Annotated in this window: 14 protein-coding genes; 13 read left to right on the top strand and 1 reads right to left on the bottom strand. The window is 72.9% G+C overall.

Translation table 11 applies throughout. The features are described 5' to 3' along the window. Positions 1 to 196: 196 nt before the first annotated feature. Positions 197 to 1,240, bottom strand: a complete 1,044-nt coding sequence (gene mgrA, locus ACGFW6_RS02865; protein ID WP_393503965.1) for an L-glyceraldehyde 3-phosphate reductase — start codon at positions 1,238 to 1,240, stop codon at positions 197 to 199. Positions 1,241 to 1,615: 375 nt separating this feature from the next. On the opposite strand from mgrA, the gene ACGFW6_RS02860 reads away from it, so the two are divergent. The 13 genes from ACGFW6_RS02860 (at position 1,616) to ACGFW6_RS02800 (ending at position 15,656) form a co-directional block, all read left to right on the top strand. Beyond that, positions 1,616 to 3,733 (top strand): glycoside hydrolase family 27 protein, encoded by a 2,118-nt coding sequence (locus tag ACGFW6_RS02860; RefSeq protein WP_393503962.1) that lies wholly within the window; start codon positions 1,616 to 1,618, stop codon positions 3,731 to 3,733. 114 nt (positions 3,734 to 3,847) lie between these two features. Next, a complete protein-coding gene (locus ACGFW6_RS02855; RefSeq protein ID WP_393503959.1) occupies positions 3,848 to 5,134 on the top strand; it encodes an ABC transporter substrate-binding protein in 1,287 nt (428 codons plus the stop codon). A gap of 1 nt (position 5,135) precedes the next feature. Further along, positions 5,136 to 6,071 carry a carbohydrate ABC transporter permease gene (locus tag ACGFW6_RS02850; protein ID WP_393503956.1) on the top strand — a complete coding sequence of 312 codons (936 nt, stop codon included), beginning with the start codon at positions 5,136 to 5,138 and terminating at the stop codon, positions 6,069 to 6,071. Further along, positions 6,071 to 6,919, top strand: coding sequence for a carbohydrate ABC transporter permease (locus tag ACGFW6_RS02845; RefSeq protein WP_393503953.1), 849 nt, complete (start codon positions 6,071 to 6,073; stop codon positions 6,917 to 6,919). Before ACGFW6_RS02850 ends, ACGFW6_RS02845 begins: the two co-directional genes overlap by 1 nt. After that, entirely contained in the window at positions 6,916 to 9,006 is a 2,091-nt protein-coding gene (locus tag ACGFW6_RS02840; RefSeq protein WP_393503950.1) for an alpha-galactosidase, read from the top strand. Before ACGFW6_RS02845 ends, ACGFW6_RS02840 begins: the two co-directional genes overlap by 4 nt. Positions 9,007 to 9,070: 64 nt before the next feature. Beyond that, positions 9,071 to 9,844: an SDR family NAD(P)-dependent oxidoreductase gene (locus ACGFW6_RS02835; RefSeq protein ID WP_393503947.1), complete on the top strand. Its 774-nt coding sequence runs from the start codon at positions 9,071 to 9,073 to the stop codon at positions 9,842 to 9,844. Positions 9,845 to 9,887: 43 nt separating this feature from the next. After that, positions 9,888 to 10,628: a FadR/GntR family transcriptional regulator gene (locus ACGFW6_RS02830; protein ID WP_393503944.1), complete on the top strand. Its 741-nt coding sequence runs from the start codon at positions 9,888 to 9,890 to the stop codon at positions 10,626 to 10,628. Continuing rightward, complete coding sequence (gene dgoD, locus ACGFW6_RS02825) at positions 10,625 to 11,770, top strand: galactonate dehydratase (protein WP_393503941.1); 1,146 nt, start codon at positions 10,625 to 10,627, stop codon at positions 11,768 to 11,770. The genes ACGFW6_RS02830 and dgoD overlap by 4 nt, the downstream gene beginning before the upstream one ends. Positions 11,771 to 11,775: 5 nt before the next feature. Then, entirely contained in the window at positions 11,776 to 12,621 is an 846-nt protein-coding gene (locus ACGFW6_RS02820) for a hypothetical protein (protein WP_393503938.1), read from the top strand. Next, on the top strand, positions 12,612 to 13,244 hold the full coding sequence (locus ACGFW6_RS02815; protein WP_393503935.1) for a bifunctional 4-hydroxy-2-oxoglutarate aldolase/2-dehydro-3-deoxy-phosphogluconate aldolase: 633 nt from the start codon (positions 12,612 to 12,614) through the stop codon (positions 13,242 to 13,244). Before ACGFW6_RS02820 ends, ACGFW6_RS02815 begins: the two co-directional genes overlap by 10 nt. After that, positions 13,241 to 14,134, top strand: coding sequence for an SMP-30/gluconolactonase/LRE family protein (locus ACGFW6_RS02810; protein WP_393503933.1), 894 nt, complete (start codon positions 13,241 to 13,243; stop codon positions 14,132 to 14,134). The genes ACGFW6_RS02815 and ACGFW6_RS02810 overlap by 4 nt, the downstream gene beginning before the upstream one ends. A 157-nt stretch (positions 14,135 to 14,291) precedes the next feature. Further along, complete coding sequence (locus ACGFW6_RS02805) at positions 14,292 to 15,311, top strand: sugar kinase (protein WP_393503930.1); 1,020 nt, start codon at positions 14,292 to 14,294, stop codon at positions 15,309 to 15,311. Between the two features lie 54 nt (positions 15,312 to 15,365). Beyond that, a complete protein-coding gene (locus ACGFW6_RS02800) occupies positions 15,366 to 15,656 on the top strand; it encodes a hypothetical protein (RefSeq protein ID WP_393503927.1) in 291 nt (96 codons plus the stop codon). Positions 15,657 to 15,690 lie beyond the last annotated feature (34 nt).

Raw genomic sequence — 15,690 nt, 5'->3', positions numbered from 1 at the left:
GCATAGCCAGGGTGCCGTGTCAGGTCCATACCAAAATTCGGACCGAAATTCCGGGTCGAAATCCCGGGCCGTGGCCCGTTTCCCGGGTGGGCGCCGCACCGAAACGCGGGCGCACCCCGGATGCCGTCGGGCGTCCGGGGTGCGCGAGGGGGCTGCGGCGGCTGTGGCCTCAGCCGAGTTGGCTGCGGCCGGGGCCTCAGCCGAGTTGGCCCGTGCGGGCCTCCCGCCACAGGTCGACGCCGCCGTCGGTGGCGTACTTGTCGATCTCGGCGAGTTCCTCGTCGCTGAAGTCGGCGTTCTCCAGCGCGGCCACGTTCTGCTCCAGCTGCTCGGTGCGCGAGGCGCCGATCACCAGCGAGGTCACACGCCGGTCGCGCAGGGCCCAGGCCAGCGCCATCTGGGCCAGGCTCTGCCCACGCCGGGCCGCGATGTCGTTGAGCGCGCGCAGCCTGCCCAGCATGTCGTCCGTCAGCCAGGTCTCGTCGAACGACTTGCCCTGCGTCGCGCGCGAGTCGGCGGGGACACCGTCGAGATAGCGGCCGGTCAGCAGCCCCTGGGCCAGCGCGGTGAACCCGATCACCCCGAAGCCCTCCTGCTCGGCGGTCTCCAGCAGGCCCTCGGTCTCGATCCAGCGGTTGAGCATGCTGTACGACGGCTGATGGATGAGCAGCGGGGTGCCCATCTCCCGCAGGATGGCCGCCGCCTGCCGGGAGCGCTCCGCGTCGTATGAGGAGATGCCGACGTACAGGGCCTTGCCCTGGCGGACGGCGGTGTCGAGCGCGCCCATCGTCTCCTCCAGCGGCGTGCTCGCGTCGAGCCGGTGGGAGTAGAAGATGTCGACGTAGTCCAGCCCCGTGCGGCGCAGCGACTGGTCGAGGGAGGCGAGCACGTACTTGCGGGAACCGCCGCCCTGGCCGTAGGGGCCGGGCCACATGTCCCAGCCGGCCTTGGTGGAGATGACCAGCTCGTCCCGGTAGGGGGCGAGGTCCTGCTGCATCAGCCGGCCGAAGTTGATCTCGGCGGCGCCGTAGGGCGGGCCGTAGTTGTTGGCCAGGTCGTGGTGGGTGATGCCCAGGTCGAAAGCGCGCAGGGCGATCTCGCGCTGGGTCTCGAAGGGCTTGTCGTCACCGAAGTTGTGCCAGTACCCCAGGGACAGCACGGGCAGGTCGAGTCCTGAGCGTCCGGTGCGCCGGTAGCGCATGGTGCCGTTGTAGCGCTCGGGATCGGCGACGTGGTTCATCGAGTGTTCTCCGCGGGGTGCAGTCGGGGTGGTCCGGTCCGGTGAGGGACGTGTTCACTGTGCTCCAGCCTGATTCTCACGTCCAACGCATCCTTTTCATCGGATTCAGCGACACCGTTTCTGAATGCCCGGTGCCGCTGTCCGTGCGGCGTCACTCGCCCGTGCCGGTCGCCGGCAACGTTGCCGAACCCTGCATCGTCGCCGTGGGCCCGTCAAGGCTTCCGGCGTCCGAGGACCCTTGTTTCTGTAAATTAGTAATTAATATTGACAGGGTTCCGGCCACGCGCCACAGTCTTCGCCGTGACGCCGAAGGCCCCGGCACCCGAGCGGCCCGCGTCACACCTCCTCCTGCTTCCCAACCTCCGGGAGAGGCACGTGACTTCACTCGCCCTCGCGACCGCGATCTCCGTGGTCCTGACCGCTTCGGCCGCCCCAGCGGGCGCCGCGCACCACAGCGCGGACACCGTGGACCAAGGAGCCCCCGCCTACTACGACAGCGGTCTCGCGCCGACTCCGTACATGGGCTGGAACACCTACTACGGGCTCGGCGCGCCCACCGAGAAGGAGGTCCGCGCGGTCGCCGACAAGCTCGTCAGCAGCGGTCTGCGTGACAGCGGCTACGACATCGTGTGGCTGGACGGCGGCTGGCAGGCCGACAACCCCCGTGACGCACAGGGGCGGTTGACGGCCCACCCGGACCGCTTCCCCTCCGGCATCCCGGCCCTGGTCTCCTACCTGCACAAGCGCGGTCTGAAGGCCGGCATCTACACCGACGCCGGCACCTACGACGGCGGCAGGACCTGCGGTCTCGGCAGCCGCGGCCACTACACCGAGGACGCCCGGCAGTTCGCCGACTGGAAGGTCGACGCCATCAAGGTCGACTTCCTGTGCGGCATCGGCGCCAAGCTCGATCCGGGGCCCGCGTTCAAGGAGTTCAGCGACGCCGTCGCCAAGTCGGGGCGCAAGATGCTGCTCAACCTCTGCAACCCGCTCACCGACGACTGGGGCCTGCCGCACACGCCCGAGCAGGACGCGCACAACACCTACGCCTACGCCCCGACGATCGCGGACTCCTGGCGCACCGGCACGGACATCGCGTGGGGCACGCCGAGCCCCGGTCAGTGGCCCAACGTGCTGCGCAACATGGACGCCAACGCCTGGCGCCCCGAGGCGCAGGGGCCCGGCCACTACAACGACCCCGACTACCTCATCCCCATGCGCCGTATGGCCGACGGCTCCCTGGAGCTGACCGAGGAGGAGTCGACCACCCAGTTCGTGATGTGGGCCGAGATGGCCTCGCCGCTCGTCCTCGGCTCCGACCCGCGCACCCTGTCCGCGGCCATGCTCAGGACGCTGCGCAACCCCGAGATCATCGCCGTGAACCAGGACCCGCTCGCCGTCCAGGGCGTCCGGGTGGCCTCCGACTCCACCGGCGACGTCTACAGCAAGGACCTCTCGCGACCCGGCCGACGCGCGGTCGTCCTGCTGAACCGCTCCGACCAGCCGGCCCGGCGCACCGTGAACTTCGCCGACGCCGCGCTCGGCGGGGTGGTCGAGGTGCGCGACCTCCGGGCCCGCGCCGACCGCGGCACCCACACCGGGTCGTACACCGTCGAGGTCCCCGCGCACGGCACGGCCTTCCTGAAGCTCACCGGCGAGGACGCCCTGCCCGGTACGAGCCTCGGTGAGAAGGCCACCGCGAGCCCGGCCGTCGTACGTTCCGGCGACACGCTCGACACCTTCTTCCGCGGGCCGCGCGGGAACCTCGTCCAGCACACGGCGTCCGCCGACGGAACCGGGACCGCGCGCACGAAGGACCTGGGGGGCCCGGCGGCCGGCAGGATCCTCGGCCAGCCCTCCGTCCACGCCTCCGCGGGCGGCCGGATCGACGTGTTCGTGCGCGGCGCCGACTCCCGTGTCCACCGGCGGGTGTTCGCCGACGGCCGCTGGGGCGGCTGGCAGAACCTGGGCGGGCGGGTGACCGACGCGCCGTCGGTGGCGTTCACCGACCCCGATCACTGGACCATCGTCGCGCGCGGGGCCGACGGGCGGATCGTGCAGCGCGGGCCGGCGTCCGACTGGTCGTCGCCGGGCGCGCCGGGCGACCGGCCGGTCTACGGCAGGCCGTCCGCCGCGGTCGACGCCCAGGGCCTGCTCCATGTCGCCGTGCGCACCTCGGCCGACGACATCTGGACCCGCTCGCGGGACGCCGCGGGGGAGTGGTCGCCGTGGACCTCGCTCGGCGGGACCGTGAGCGGCAGTCCGACCCTGGTCGCCGTCGGGGACGCGGTGGTGCTGTACGCGCGGGCGGGTGACTACACGCTCTGGCAGCAGCGTCACGAAGGCGGCTCCTGGCAGGGCTGGACGAAGCGTCAGGAGTTCCCCGGCGCCGCGTTCGAAGGCGCGCTCGGGGCGGTCGCGGGACCGGGCGGGACGGTCGACGCCGTGTTCCGCGGGGTCGACGGGGACGTCCACCGGACCCAGTTCAAATAAATTAGTAATTAATCTTGACGTGGCGGAAGCGCCACGCGAACCTGGATCCGCCGCGCGCGGGCCCCCTGCCGTCAGGAGGGCAGGCCCGCCGCGGGGATCCACAGGGAGCCCTCCATGTTGAACCCGCACACCAGCCGACGGCGCTTCCTCGCCGGACTCGGCGCCACCGGCACCGCCGCGCTGCTCAGCGGCTGCGTCACCTCGACCTCCTCCTCGAAGTCCTCCTCCGACGGCGCGGTCACCCTCCAGTCCAACCTGTCCGCGCCGCAGGCCAAGGCGGCGATGCAGGACCTGGTCGCCGCCTACGGCAAGAAGGACGCCGGCGACGTCAGCCTCAACACCGTCGCGGCGGAGACCTTCCGCACCCAGCTGCCGACGTACCTGACCTCCGCCAACCCGCCGGACGTCTACACCTGGTACCCCGGCTCGGTGGCGGACGCCTACGCGAAGAAGGACCTGCTGCTCGGCCTCGACGACCTCTGGGGCTCCTCCGATCTCAAGCGCTACTCCAAGGCGCTGAACTCGCTGTGCACGTCGAGCTCCGGCAAGAAGGTCTTCGTCCCGGCCACCTACTACTGGTGGGGCATGTTCTACCGGAAGTCCCACTTCGCCAAGTGGGGCGTGCGCGAGCCGAAGAGCTGGGACGACTTCCTCGACCTGTGCGACAAGCTCAAGAGCAAGGGCGTCGCCCCGATCGGCCTGGGCGCCGGCGGCAACACCGCCTGGGTCGCCTCGGCCTGGTTCGACTACCTGGACATCCGCATCAACGGCGCCGAGTACCACCGTGAACTGCTCGCCGGAAAGCACCGGTTCGACGACCCCGAGGTCCGCAAGGTCTTCGACCGCTGGCAGGAAGTCCTGCCGTACTTCGACCCGAACGGCACCGCCGGCGCCTTCCAGGACGCCACGACCGCCCTGCTCAACGGCCGCAGCGGCATGATGCTGATCGGCACCTTCTTCGCCGACGCGGCCCCCAAGGACGCCCTCGACGACATCGACTTCTTCCGCTTCCCGGTCATCGACCCGAAGGTCCCGCTCGCCGAGGAGGCCCCCACCGACGGCTACTTCGCCAGCGCCCGCACCGGACGCGAGGACGGCGTGCTCGACCTGCTGGGCTACCTCGCCACCGCCGAGGCCCAGGAGATCTACATCAAGGGTTCCTCCGGCACCGTCCTGCCCTGCCACCCCGACGCCAAGGACGCCGGCACCCCGCTGGTGCGCAAGGGCCGCAAGCACATCGAGGAGGCGGCCGAGATCACCCAGTTCTTCAACCGCGACTCCAGCGACGCCCTCCAGCCCACCGCCGACAACGCGCTGACCAAGTTCCTCGCCAAGCCCAAGGAGATCGGGTCCATCCTCACCGACTGGCAGCGCGAAGCCGAGAAGATCTGGAACGCCTGACATGGCCGTCCTGACCGCCCCCCACCGCAAGTCCCCGGTCCCGGCGCCGTCCCGTGGCGGCCGGGCCCGGGGCCCGCGGCGCACACCCCCGCTGGTGCTCGCCTTCGTCCTCGTCCCGCTGCTCGCCGAGGCGGTGTGGGTCTTCTGGCCCGCCCTCCAGGGCTTCTACCTCGCCCTGACCAGCTGGGACGGCGTGTCGGCGCCGAAGTTCGTCGGCCTGGACAACTTCCGCGAGATGGCGGGCGACGACGTCTTCCGAGGAGCCGTCGGCCACACGGTGCTCTGGCTGGTGCTGTTCGGCGGCCTGTCCGCCCTGCTCGGCCTCGCCGCCGCGATGCTGCTCCAGCAGGAGCGGCGCGGCGTCGGCTTCTACCGCGCCGCCCTCTTCCTGCCCGTCGTGTTCTCACTGGTCGCCACCGCCCTGGTCTGGCAGGCCATCTACCAGCCCGACGGCGTCCTCAACCAGCTCCTTCAGTCCGTCGGCCTCGGCAGCCTGCGGCACGCCTGGCTCGCCGACCAGGACACCGCCCTGTACGCGGTCATCGTGCCCGCGCTGTGGCGCCAGATCGGCTATGTGATGGTCCTGTACCTCGCCGGCCTCAAGGGCATCGACCCCGCCCTGTACGAGGCCGCCAAGGTCGACGGCGCGAGCGCCTGGCAGCGCTTCCGCCATGTCACCCTGCCCCAGCTGCGCAGCGTCAACGCGGTCGTCCTGTCGGTCATCATCATCGACTCGCTGCGCTCCTTCGACGTCGTGTGGTCGCTGACCCGCGGCGGCCCCTACCACTCGTCCGAACTGCTGAGCACCTACATGTACTCGACCGCCTTCCAGTCCCTGCGACTCGGCTACGGCTCCGCCCTGGCCGTCGTCATCTTCCTGCTGGCGTTCGGCGTCATCGCCTCCTACCTCGTGCGCGCCTTCCGGGAGGCCGACTGATGTCCGCCAACTCCACCGCGCTGCGCCGCAAGCGGGCCGCCACCGCAGGATTCCACCTCTCGGCCGGCGCCCTCGCCCTGGTGTGGCTGCTGCCCATCGCCCTGGTCGTGGTGACCAGCCTGCGCTCCTTCGACGACATCGCCGCGAACGGGCTGGGCAGTTGGCCCCACTCCTTCACGCTCGACAACTTCGGCCTGGCCTGGGTCGACGGCGGCCAGCAGCGCGCCCTGATCAACAGCCTGATCGTCACCGTGCCCTGCGTGCTGGTGACGCTGGCCCTCGCGGCCATGGCCGCGTTCGCGCTCAGCCGCTACGAGATGCCCCTGCGCCGTTTCCTGCTGCTGCTCATGCTCGGCGGCAACCTGCTCCCGCCGCAGATCCTGCTGATCCCCGTCTCCAAGCTCAGCGAGCTGATGGGCGTCTACGACACCCTGCCCGCCCTGATCGGCGTGCAGATCGGGTTCGGCGTCGGCTTCTACGTCTTCGTCCTGCACGGGTTCATGCGGTCCATCCCCGCCGAGATCCAGCAGGCCGCCGTCGTCGACGGAGCCGGGCCCTGGCAGATCTTCTGGCGGATCATCCTGCCGCTGGCCCGCCCCGCCCTCGCCGCGCTCAGCGCCCTGTCCTTCACCTGGATCTTCAACGACCTGCTGTGGGCCATCACCGTACTGCGCAGCGACACCAAGATGCCCATCACCGCGGCCCTCATCGGCCTCCAGGGCCAGTACGTGTCCATGTGGAACGTGATCGCCGCCGGCTCCGTCATCGCCGCCGCCCCCACCGTCGCCGTCTTCCTGCGCTTCCAGCGCCACTTCGTGGCCGGACTGAACCTCGGAGCAGTCAAGTGACGCCGTACCAGCGCTGGACCCTGCGCACCGAGAACACCAGTTACACGGTGCGGCTGTCCCCGGACGGCCCGTGGGCCGAGCTGGACGCGTGGGGGCCGCACGGCGTGGAGACCGGGCCGTCGGCGCTCGACTGGTCCCACCGCACCCACTTCGTCACGCCCGCCGACGCCGCCCCCGCCGAGTATCTGCCGTACGGGCTGAGGCCGTTCAACGGCGCCGACCTCGTCGCGAGCCGCCCCGGCCACGCACGCGGCAGCTGGTGGACCTTCACCGGCGCCGAGGAGATTCCGGGTGCGGAGGGCGGTGACGGTCTTCGTCTGACCTTCACCGACGACGTCCTGGGCCTGCGCACCACCCTCTGCTACGCCACCGTGCCCGGCACCGACGTCCTGCACCGCTGGACCGAACTCACCTGCACGGGCACCGAGGAACTGCGCCTGGAACGCCTCGACTCGGCGGCCGTGAACGTGCCCGTCACCACCGGGGCACGGCTGACCTACCTCACCGGCCAGTGGTCCCAGGAGTTCCAGCGCACCCAACTCGCCCTGACCCGCGGCACGTTCACCATCGGCAGCACCCAGGGCGTGCCCGGCCACGCCTACGTGCCCTGGCTCGCCGTGCAGGACCTGACCACGGACGACGCCCCCGCCTACGGGGTGGCTCTGGAGTGGCCCGGCAACTGGCACATCACCGCCGAGGCCGAGCCCGGCGGCGCGATCCGGGTCCGCGCGGGACGCGTCCCGCACGAGGGGGCCGTGGTCCTGGACCCCGGCGCCACCCTGACCACACCCCGACTCGCCTGCGCCTTCAGCCCGGACGGACTCGACGGCCTGTCCCGCGTCTGGCACCGCTACGACCGCCACCTCAGCGGCGAGCGCCTGCACCGCACCCGCAAGGTGCTCTACAACTCCTGGGAGGCCACCGGCTTCGACGTCGACGCCGCCGGCCAGCTCGAACTCGCCCGGACGGCCGCCGACATCGGCGCCGAACTGTTCGTCGTGGACGACGGCTGGTTCACCGGCCGCCACGACGACACCGGTGGACTCGGCGACTGGTACCCGGACCCGGCCGCCTTCCCGCAGGGCTTCGACCGGTTCGTCGAGGACGTCCGCGGACTCGGCCTCGACTTCGGCCTGTGGGTCGAGCCCGAGGCGGTCAGCCCCGGCAGCCGACTGCACGCCGAACACCCCGACTGGGTCTACCGCATCGACGACCGGCCCGCCCGGCTCGTGCGCAACCAGCTCCTGCTCGACCTCGGCCGCACCGACGTCCAGGACTTCGTGATCGGCACCCTGGACCGGCTCCTGGGCACCTACGCCATCGGCTACCTCAAGTGGGACATGAACCGGCCGCCCACCGAACGCGGCCGCCCCGGCGCCGGGCGCGTCGACCTGGACGCCGAGCACGTCGCCGGCTACCTGCGCGTCCTGGACCACCTGCGCACCGCCCACCCCGACGTCACCGTCGAGGGCTGCGCCGGCGGCGGCGCCCGCATCGACCACATGACGCTGGCCCGCGCCGACGTCGTCTGGCCCAGCGACAACACCGCCCCGCTGGACCGGCTGAGCGTCCAGCACGGCTTCCTGCACGCCCACGCGCCGCACGTCATGAGCTCCTGGGTCACCGACGCGCCGGGCGTCTTCGACCCGCGCCCGCGCAGTCTCGCGTTCCGCTTCGTCAACGCCATGTGCGGAGTGCTGGGGGTGGGGGCCGACCTGCGCGCCTGGACCCCGGACCAGCTGGCCGAGGCCGCGCGCTGGATCGCCCGCTACAAAGAGGTCCGCGACGTGCTCCACCACGGAGAGGCACGGCTGCTCGGCTCGCCCTCCGACACCACCTGCGGTGTCCAGTACGACACCGGCGCCCGTACGGTCGTCGCCGCGCTGAGCACGGGCCGCCTCGACGGCGCGCCCCTCGTGCCCGGCCGCCCCGACCGGCTGCGGCTGCGGGCCCTGGACCCGGCGGCACGCTATCGGGACACGGCGACGGGAACCACGTACAGCGGCGCCCATCTGCTGCACTACGGGCTGCCGTTCGCCTGGAGCGCCGATCACGACGCGGATCTGGTGGTACTGACACGTGGGTGAGCCGCATATGTTTCCCGGACGGCCACTCTCCGCACCCGGAGCTCACGAAGGAGTCGACCCGACGATGGACCAGTCCCCACGCCGGCCCGGTGACCGGTTCACCGGACGCACGGCCGTGGTCACCGGCGCGGCCTCCGGCATCGGTGCCGCCACCGCCGTCCGCCTCGCCGAGGAGGGCGCCGCGGTGGTCCTCGCCGACATCGCGCAGGAGCACGGCACGGCGGTCGCCGAACGGATCGCGAAGGACGGCGGCCGGGCCCGGTTCGTACGGGCCGACGTGGCGGCCGAGGACGACTGGCGCCGGATCGTGGCCGCCGCCCACGACTTCGGGCCCGTGGACGTCCTCGTCAGCAACGCCTACACCGTCGACGTGGCCCCGGCCGACGAACTGAGCCTGGAGTCGTGGCAGCGGCAGCTGTCCGTGAACCTCACCGCGAGCTTCCTCGGCTTCCGGGCGGTCCTGCCCGACCTGCGGGAGCGGCGGGGCGCGACCGTGCTGACCTCGTCCGTCCACGCGCGCGTCGGCATCCCCGGACACCCCGCCTACGCCGCGTCCAAGGGCGCCCTGCTGTCCCTGTGCGGTCAGCTCGCCGTCGAGTACGGGCCCGAGGTCCGCGTCAACGCCGTCCTGCCCGGGCCGATCCTGACCGCCGCCTGGGACCGCGTGCCGCCCGAGGACCGCGAGCGCAGCGTCGCCGAGACGGCGGCCCGCCGCTTCGGCACCCCCGAGGAGGTGGCTGCGGCCATCGCCTTCCTGAGCGCAGGCGAAGCCTCCTTCATCACCGGCACGAGCCTCGTCGTGGACGGGGGCTGGAGCGTCGTGAAGGCCTCGGCATGACCGCCACCCCCGTCCGCACCCTTCTGCAGAAAGGCTGTACGACATGACGCCCTACGCCCGCCGCGGCGTGCACGGCCAGACCGTGGAGGCCCTCGCCCGCCGCATCCTGGGCGGTCGGATCCCCGAGGGAGCCACACTCGACCTGGTGGCGCTCCAGAGCGAGTTGGACGTCAGTCTCACCGCGCTGCGCGAGTCCCTCAAGGTGCTCGCCGCCAAGGGCATGGTCGACGCCCGCCAGAAACGCGGCACGTTCGTCCGGGCCCGCGCCGACTGGAACCTCCTCGACGCCGACGTACTGCGCTGGCAGTTCGAGGGCGCCGGCGAGGCCACCGACGCCGACCGGACACTGCTGCGCGACCTCTCCGAGGTCCGCGCCATCGTCGAACCGGCCGCCGTGCGGCTGGCCGCCGAACGCCGCACCGACGCCGACCTCGCGGCCCTGGAGGCGGCCCTGGACGCGATGGGCGGGCAGGACGGCGACCCCGGGCAGGCCGTCGAGGCCGACCTCGCCTTCCACCGCGCCCTGCTGACCGCCACCCACAACGAGCTGCTGCAGCGCATGGAGATGGTCATCGAACCGGGCCTCGCCCACCGCGACCGCATCGTGCACAGCCACCCCCACAGCGAGGACCCCGTACCGGCCCACCGCGCCGTCCTGGACGCCGTACGCGCGCGGGACGCGAGTGCCGCCGAGTCGGCGATGCGGGCCCTGCTCGTCCAGGCCGGGCGCGACCTGGACCGCATCGACGGCCCCGACGACACGAAAGGCACCGGCGGCAAGTGAAGATCACGCGCATAGAAACCTTCCTGGTACCGCCGCGCTGGCTGTTCTGCCGGATCGAGACCGACGACGGCGTCGTCGGCTGGGGCGAACCCGTCGTCGAGGGCCGGGCCGAGGTGGTCCGCGCCGCCGTGGACGTCCTCGCCGAATACCTCGTCGGGCAGGACCCGCTGCGCATCGAGGACCACTGGCAGGTGCTCAGCAAGGGCGGCTTCTACCGCGGCGGCCCGGTCCTGTCGAGCGCCGTCGCCGGCATCGACCAGGCCCTGTGGGACATCGCCGGCAAGACCTACGGCGCCCCCGTGCACGCCCTGCTGGGCGGACCGGTCCGCGAACGCGTCCGCGTCTACGCCTGGGTCGGCGGCGACGAACCCGCCGAGCTCACCGACCAGATCACCGCCCAGGTCGAGGCCGGTTTCACCGCGGTCAAGATGAACGCCGCCGGCGCCACCTCACCGATCACCACCCCGGGCGAGACCGCGGCCGTCATCGCCCGAGTAGCCGCCGCCCGCGAAGTCCTTGGCGCGGACCGGGACGTCGCCGTCGACTTCCACGGCCGCTTCACCGCCGCGAGCGCCCGCCGGGTGCTGGCCGAACTCGCGCCACTGCACCCGCTGTTCGTCGAGGAACCCGTCGTCCCCGAGCACGGCCATCTGCTGCCCGGCCTGATCGCCTCGACGCCGATCCCCCTCGCCACCGGCGAACGCCTCTACTCGCGCTCCGAGTTCCTGCCCGCCCTCACCGCCGGCATAGCCGTCGCCCAGCCCGACCTGTCCCACGCCGGCGGCATCTCCGAGGTCCACCGCATCGCCTCCCTCGCCGACACCTACGGCGCCCAGCTCGCCCCGCACTGCCCGCTCGGCCCGATCGCGCTGGCCGCCAGCCTCCAAGTGGCGTTCGCGACACCGAACTTCCTGATCCAGGAGCAGAGCCGCGGCATCCACTACAACAAGGACGCCGACCTGCTGTCCTACCTCGCCGACCCCGCGCCGTTCCGGTTCGTGGACGGCCACGCGCCCCGCAACGACGCCCCCGGTCTGGGCATCACGATCGACGACGCCGCCGTCCGCGCGGCCGACCGCTCCGGGCACGCCTGGCGCAACCCCGTGTGGCGGCACTCCGACGACTCCTTCGCCGAGTGGTGACGTAGGTGCTGACGCTCACCACCGACCCCGCGCACGGCGGGCGCTGGACGTCCCTGCGCTCGCCGTCGCGCGAATGGCTCTGGCACCGCCCGGCACCGGAACGGGACACGGCCGCACCGGGCGACGCGTTCGTGGACGCGGGCGGGCTGGAGGAGTGCCTCCCCACCGTCCGCGGCCTGCCCGACCACGGCGACGTCTGGTCCCGCGCCTGGACCCGCACCGGCGACACCGAACACGTCGCGGGCGAGTCCTTCACCCTGGCGCGGACCCTCCGCGCCACGGCCGACGGGGTGCGGGCCGACTACCTCCTCACCGCACCGGCCGGCTTCCGTTTCGTGTGGGCCGCGCACGCCCTGCTGGACCTCTCCGGGCGGGCGACCCTGCACATGACCGAGGGCGCCCCCACCCGCCTGTTCCGCGAGGCCGCCCCGCTCGTCGACGAGCCCTGGCCCGCCGACGCCCCCTGGATCACCGGCCCGTGGCCGGCACCGCACGGACTGCCGATGAACCGGCTCGGGCCCGACGACGGCACCGCGGTCGGCGCCGTCGTGGACACGCCCCTGGTCTGCGTCCACGACGACCGCGACCGGCTCGCCCTCGAACTGCGGGCGGACGGCCAGCCCGTGTCCATCGCCCTGTGGCGCAACCTCCGCGGCTTCCCGCAGCCGCACCCGTACCGCAGCACCGGCGTGGAACCCATGCTCGGGCGCGTCTTCGACCTCGCCGACGCGGGTCCCGACGATGCCGCGCGGGTACCGCCCTCCGGTGAGGTCCGCTGGCGACTGACGATCACCGGGGCCTGCCGCTGCCCCTCCAACCCCGCACCGAAGGAGCACCGTTCGTGGACCTGACAGCCGCGCTGGCCGCCCACCGCCTGGTCGCGATCGTGCGCGGCGACGACGCCGACGCGGCGCTGCGCACCGTGCTGGCCCTGGCCGAGGAGGGCGTCGAACTGATCGAGGTCTCGCTGTCCGGCAAGGACGCCCTCGCCGTCATCGAACGCGCCCGGCACGCCCTCGGCCCGGACCACCCGCTCGGCGCCGGGACCGTCCTGACCGCCGAGGACGCCCGCGCCGCGCACCGTGCCGGAGCCGACTTCGCGGTCACCCCGGGACTCGGCGACGGCGTGGTCACCGCGCAGGAGCTGGGCCTGCCGGTCCTCGCCGGAGTGCTGACACCGACCGAGATCGTCGCCGCCCGTGCCCTGGGCGTGGCCGCGCTGAAGATCTTCCCGATAGCCCAGTTCGGGGGCGCGGCGTATCTGAAGGCCCTGCGCGGGCCGTTCCCCGACGCGGCGTTCGTCCCCGTCGGCGGTGTCGACGCGGCCACCGCCCGCGCCTGCCTCGCGGCCGGAGCCCTCGCCGTCGGCGTCGGCTCGCCCCTGATCGGCGACGCGGCCGACGGCGGCGGCATCGACGCCCTGCGGGAGCGCGCCCGTCTGTTCCGCACCGTCGTGGCCGAGGGGGCGGCATGACCGCCGCTCCGCGCTCCGCGCGCCCCGACCGCCTCGAACTGGGCGAGGGCGTCCGCTGGACGGGCACGGACGTCGTCCTCGTCGACATCCTCGCCGGCCGCCTCCTGTCCGCCCCGCACGAGCCGACGGCACCCCTGCGCACCCTGGCCCGACTCCCCGTCCCGCTGGGCGCCGTGGCCCCGGTCGCCGGTCACGCCGGCACCTGGATCGCGGCGGCCGGCACCGGCATCGCCCTGCTGCACGGCGACGGCACCCTCGACTGGCTGGCCCGGCCGGAGGACGACGCCCCCGCACCGATGCGCATGAACGACGCCGTCGCCGACCCGTTCGGCCGCTTCTGGGCCGGCAGCATGAGCTACGACGCCGACGAGGGCGCCGGATCCCTGTACCGCGTCGACCGGAGCGGCACGGTCGCCCGCGTCCTGGACGGCATCACCGTCCCCAACGGGCCCGCGTTCACGCCCGACGGCGGCCAGATGTACCTGGCGGACAGCGCCCGGGGCGTGGTCCGGCGCCACCCGGTCGACCCGGTGAGCGGCGACCTCGGCGCACCCGAGGAGTTCGTGACGATCCGCGACGGCAGCCCCGACGGCATGGCGGTCGACGTCGAGGGCGGCGTGTGGATCGCCGTCTGGGGAACCGGCACCGTACGCCGTCACCTGCCCGACGGCACGCTCGACCGCACGCTGCGGCTACCGGCCGAACAGCCGGCCGGCGTGTGCCTCGCCCACGACGTCCTGCACATCACGACCGCCCGCGTGGGACTCGCGGCCCCGGGCCCCGAGGACGGTGCGGTGTTCACCGCTCGCGTGGACACGCCCGGCACCCCGACGCCGGCCTGTCGTCTCGACGCCGTCGGGCAGTCCTCGGCCCCGGGGGTTCCGGCATGACCGGCGCACCGCACATCACGACCGCCCGCGTGGCGCCGGCGGCGCCAGGTCCCAAGGAGGACGTCCTGGTCACCGCCCGCGAGGACACGCCCGGCACAGCCACACCGGCCTGTCGGATCGACGGCGTCCGGTGGACCTCCGCTCTGCGGGGTCCGTCATGACCGGCGCACAGGCGCCTGGGGTGACCACCCCCTGGCGTCCGGGTCCCGGCCCGGTCGTCTGTGTCGGTGAGACGATGGCGGCCCTGGCGCCCGATCCGCCGAGCCCGCTGCTGACCGCGGAGCGGCTGCGGCTGTCGGTGGCGGGGGCCGAGTCGAACGTCGCGATGTACCTGGCCGACCACGGCATCCCCGTCGCCTGGCTCTCCGCCCTCGGGGACGACCCCCTGGGCCACCGCGTCCGAGCCACGGTCGCCGCGTCCGGCGTCGACGTGTCGTACGTGCGCACCGACCCGCACCGGCCGACCGGCCTGCTGGTCAAGGACCCGGGCCCCGCCGGGACACGTGTGCACTACTACCGGCGCGACTCGGCCGCCTCCGCGCTCGGCCCCGGCCTGCTGGACGAGCCGCCGGTGGGCACGGCCGCACTGCTGCATCTGACCGGCATCACCCCGGCCCTGTCCGTGTCCTGCCGCGACCTGGTGGACCGGGCGCTGACCGGCGAGCCCGGCAGCCGGCCGTACGCGGTCAGTTTCGACGTCAACCACCGCGCCGCTCTGTGGCCGGACGGCATCGCCCCGAAGGTGCTGGGCGAACTGGCCGACCGGGCCGACATCGTCTTCGTCGGGCTGGACGAGGCACAGGCGCTGTGGGGTGAGCACCTGACCGCACCGGCCGTACGGGCGCGGCTCCCGCATCCGCGTGTCCTCGTGGTCAAGGACGGGGCGAACGCCGCGACCGCGTTCACCGACGCGGGCACCGTGACCGTGCCGACGCCGCGCACCACGGTGGTGGAGGCGGTGGGCGCCGGCGATGCCTTCGCGGCGGGCTTCCTCGCCGGTCTGCTGCGGGGCGCCGGCACCACCGGCGCCCTGCGGCTGGGGCACATCACCGCCGCGTCCGCCCTCCAAGTCACGGGAGACCACGGCCCGTTGCCCGACCCGGCCGAGACGGAGGCACTGCTCGCCCTGTCGACGCGGGAGTGGGCGCGACGCGCGTCGGCGTCGCCGTCGGCCTGAGCACTCCGGCGTTCGGCGCGCGTCAGCCGATTCACCCGCCTATGCTCCATTTGTGTGACGACTATCTTCCAAGAGCTGGTGGCGAAGGAGCGCGCGGCCGAGCAGGCGCACGGCCGGGTGGAGGAGCTGCGCGGGATGTACGGGCCGCCGACCCAGCAGGGTGGCTGGAGCGCCCGGCAGACCGAGACGTACAACACCGCCCTGCGGGCGTGGCGGGACCTGGCCCGGGAGGTGCAGGTCGCGATGGCCGACTACGCCAGGGAGCGGGGCGAGACGCGCGGTGACGTCGAGAAGCAGGTGCACAACGCGGTCCTGCACACGGACCGGGGCGGTGCCGGGGCGTAGCGGAGCGGGCTCCCGGCGCCCGCCGTCCCTCCTC

It is taken from the genome of Streptomyces sp. Y7 (genome assembly GCF_043195415.1).
Taxonomy (GTDB): domain Bacteria; phylum Actinomycetota; class Actinomycetes; order Streptomycetales; family Streptomycetaceae; genus Streptomyces.
This window is presented reverse-complemented; position numbering and strand designations above follow the sequence as displayed.

Excerpts from the sequence above, each read along its gene's own strand:
- mgrA (WP_393503965.1), bottom strand. The coding sequence starts at position 1,240 with ATGAACCACGTCGCCGATCCCGAGCGCTACAACGGCACCATGCGCTAC.
- ACGFW6_RS02855 (WP_393503959.1), top strand. The coding sequence starts at position 3,848 with ATGTTGAACCCGCACACCAGCCGACGGCGCTTCCTCGCCGGACTCGGC.
- ACGFW6_RS02850 (WP_393503956.1), top strand. The coding sequence starts at position 5,136 with ATGGCCGTCCTGACCGCCCCCCACCGCAAGTCCCCGGTCCCGGCGCCG.
- ACGFW6_RS02845 (WP_393503953.1), top strand. The coding sequence starts at position 6,071 with ATGTCCGCCAACTCCACCGCGCTGCGCCGCAAGCGGGCCGCCACCGCA.
- ACGFW6_RS02835 (WP_393503947.1), top strand. The coding sequence starts at position 9,071 with ATGGACCAGTCCCCACGCCGGCCCGGTGACCGGTTCACCGGACGCACG.
- ACGFW6_RS02830 (WP_393503944.1), top strand. The coding sequence starts at position 9,888 with ATGACGCCCTACGCCCGCCGCGGCGTGCACGGCCAGACCGTGGAGGCC.
- ACGFW6_RS02810 (WP_393503933.1), top strand. The coding sequence starts at position 13,241 with ATGACCGCCGCTCCGCGCTCCGCGCGCCCCGACCGCCTCGAACTGGGC.
- ACGFW6_RS02805 (WP_393503930.1), top strand. The coding sequence starts at position 14,292 with ATGACCGGCGCACAGGCGCCTGGGGTGACCACCCCCTGGCGTCCGGGT.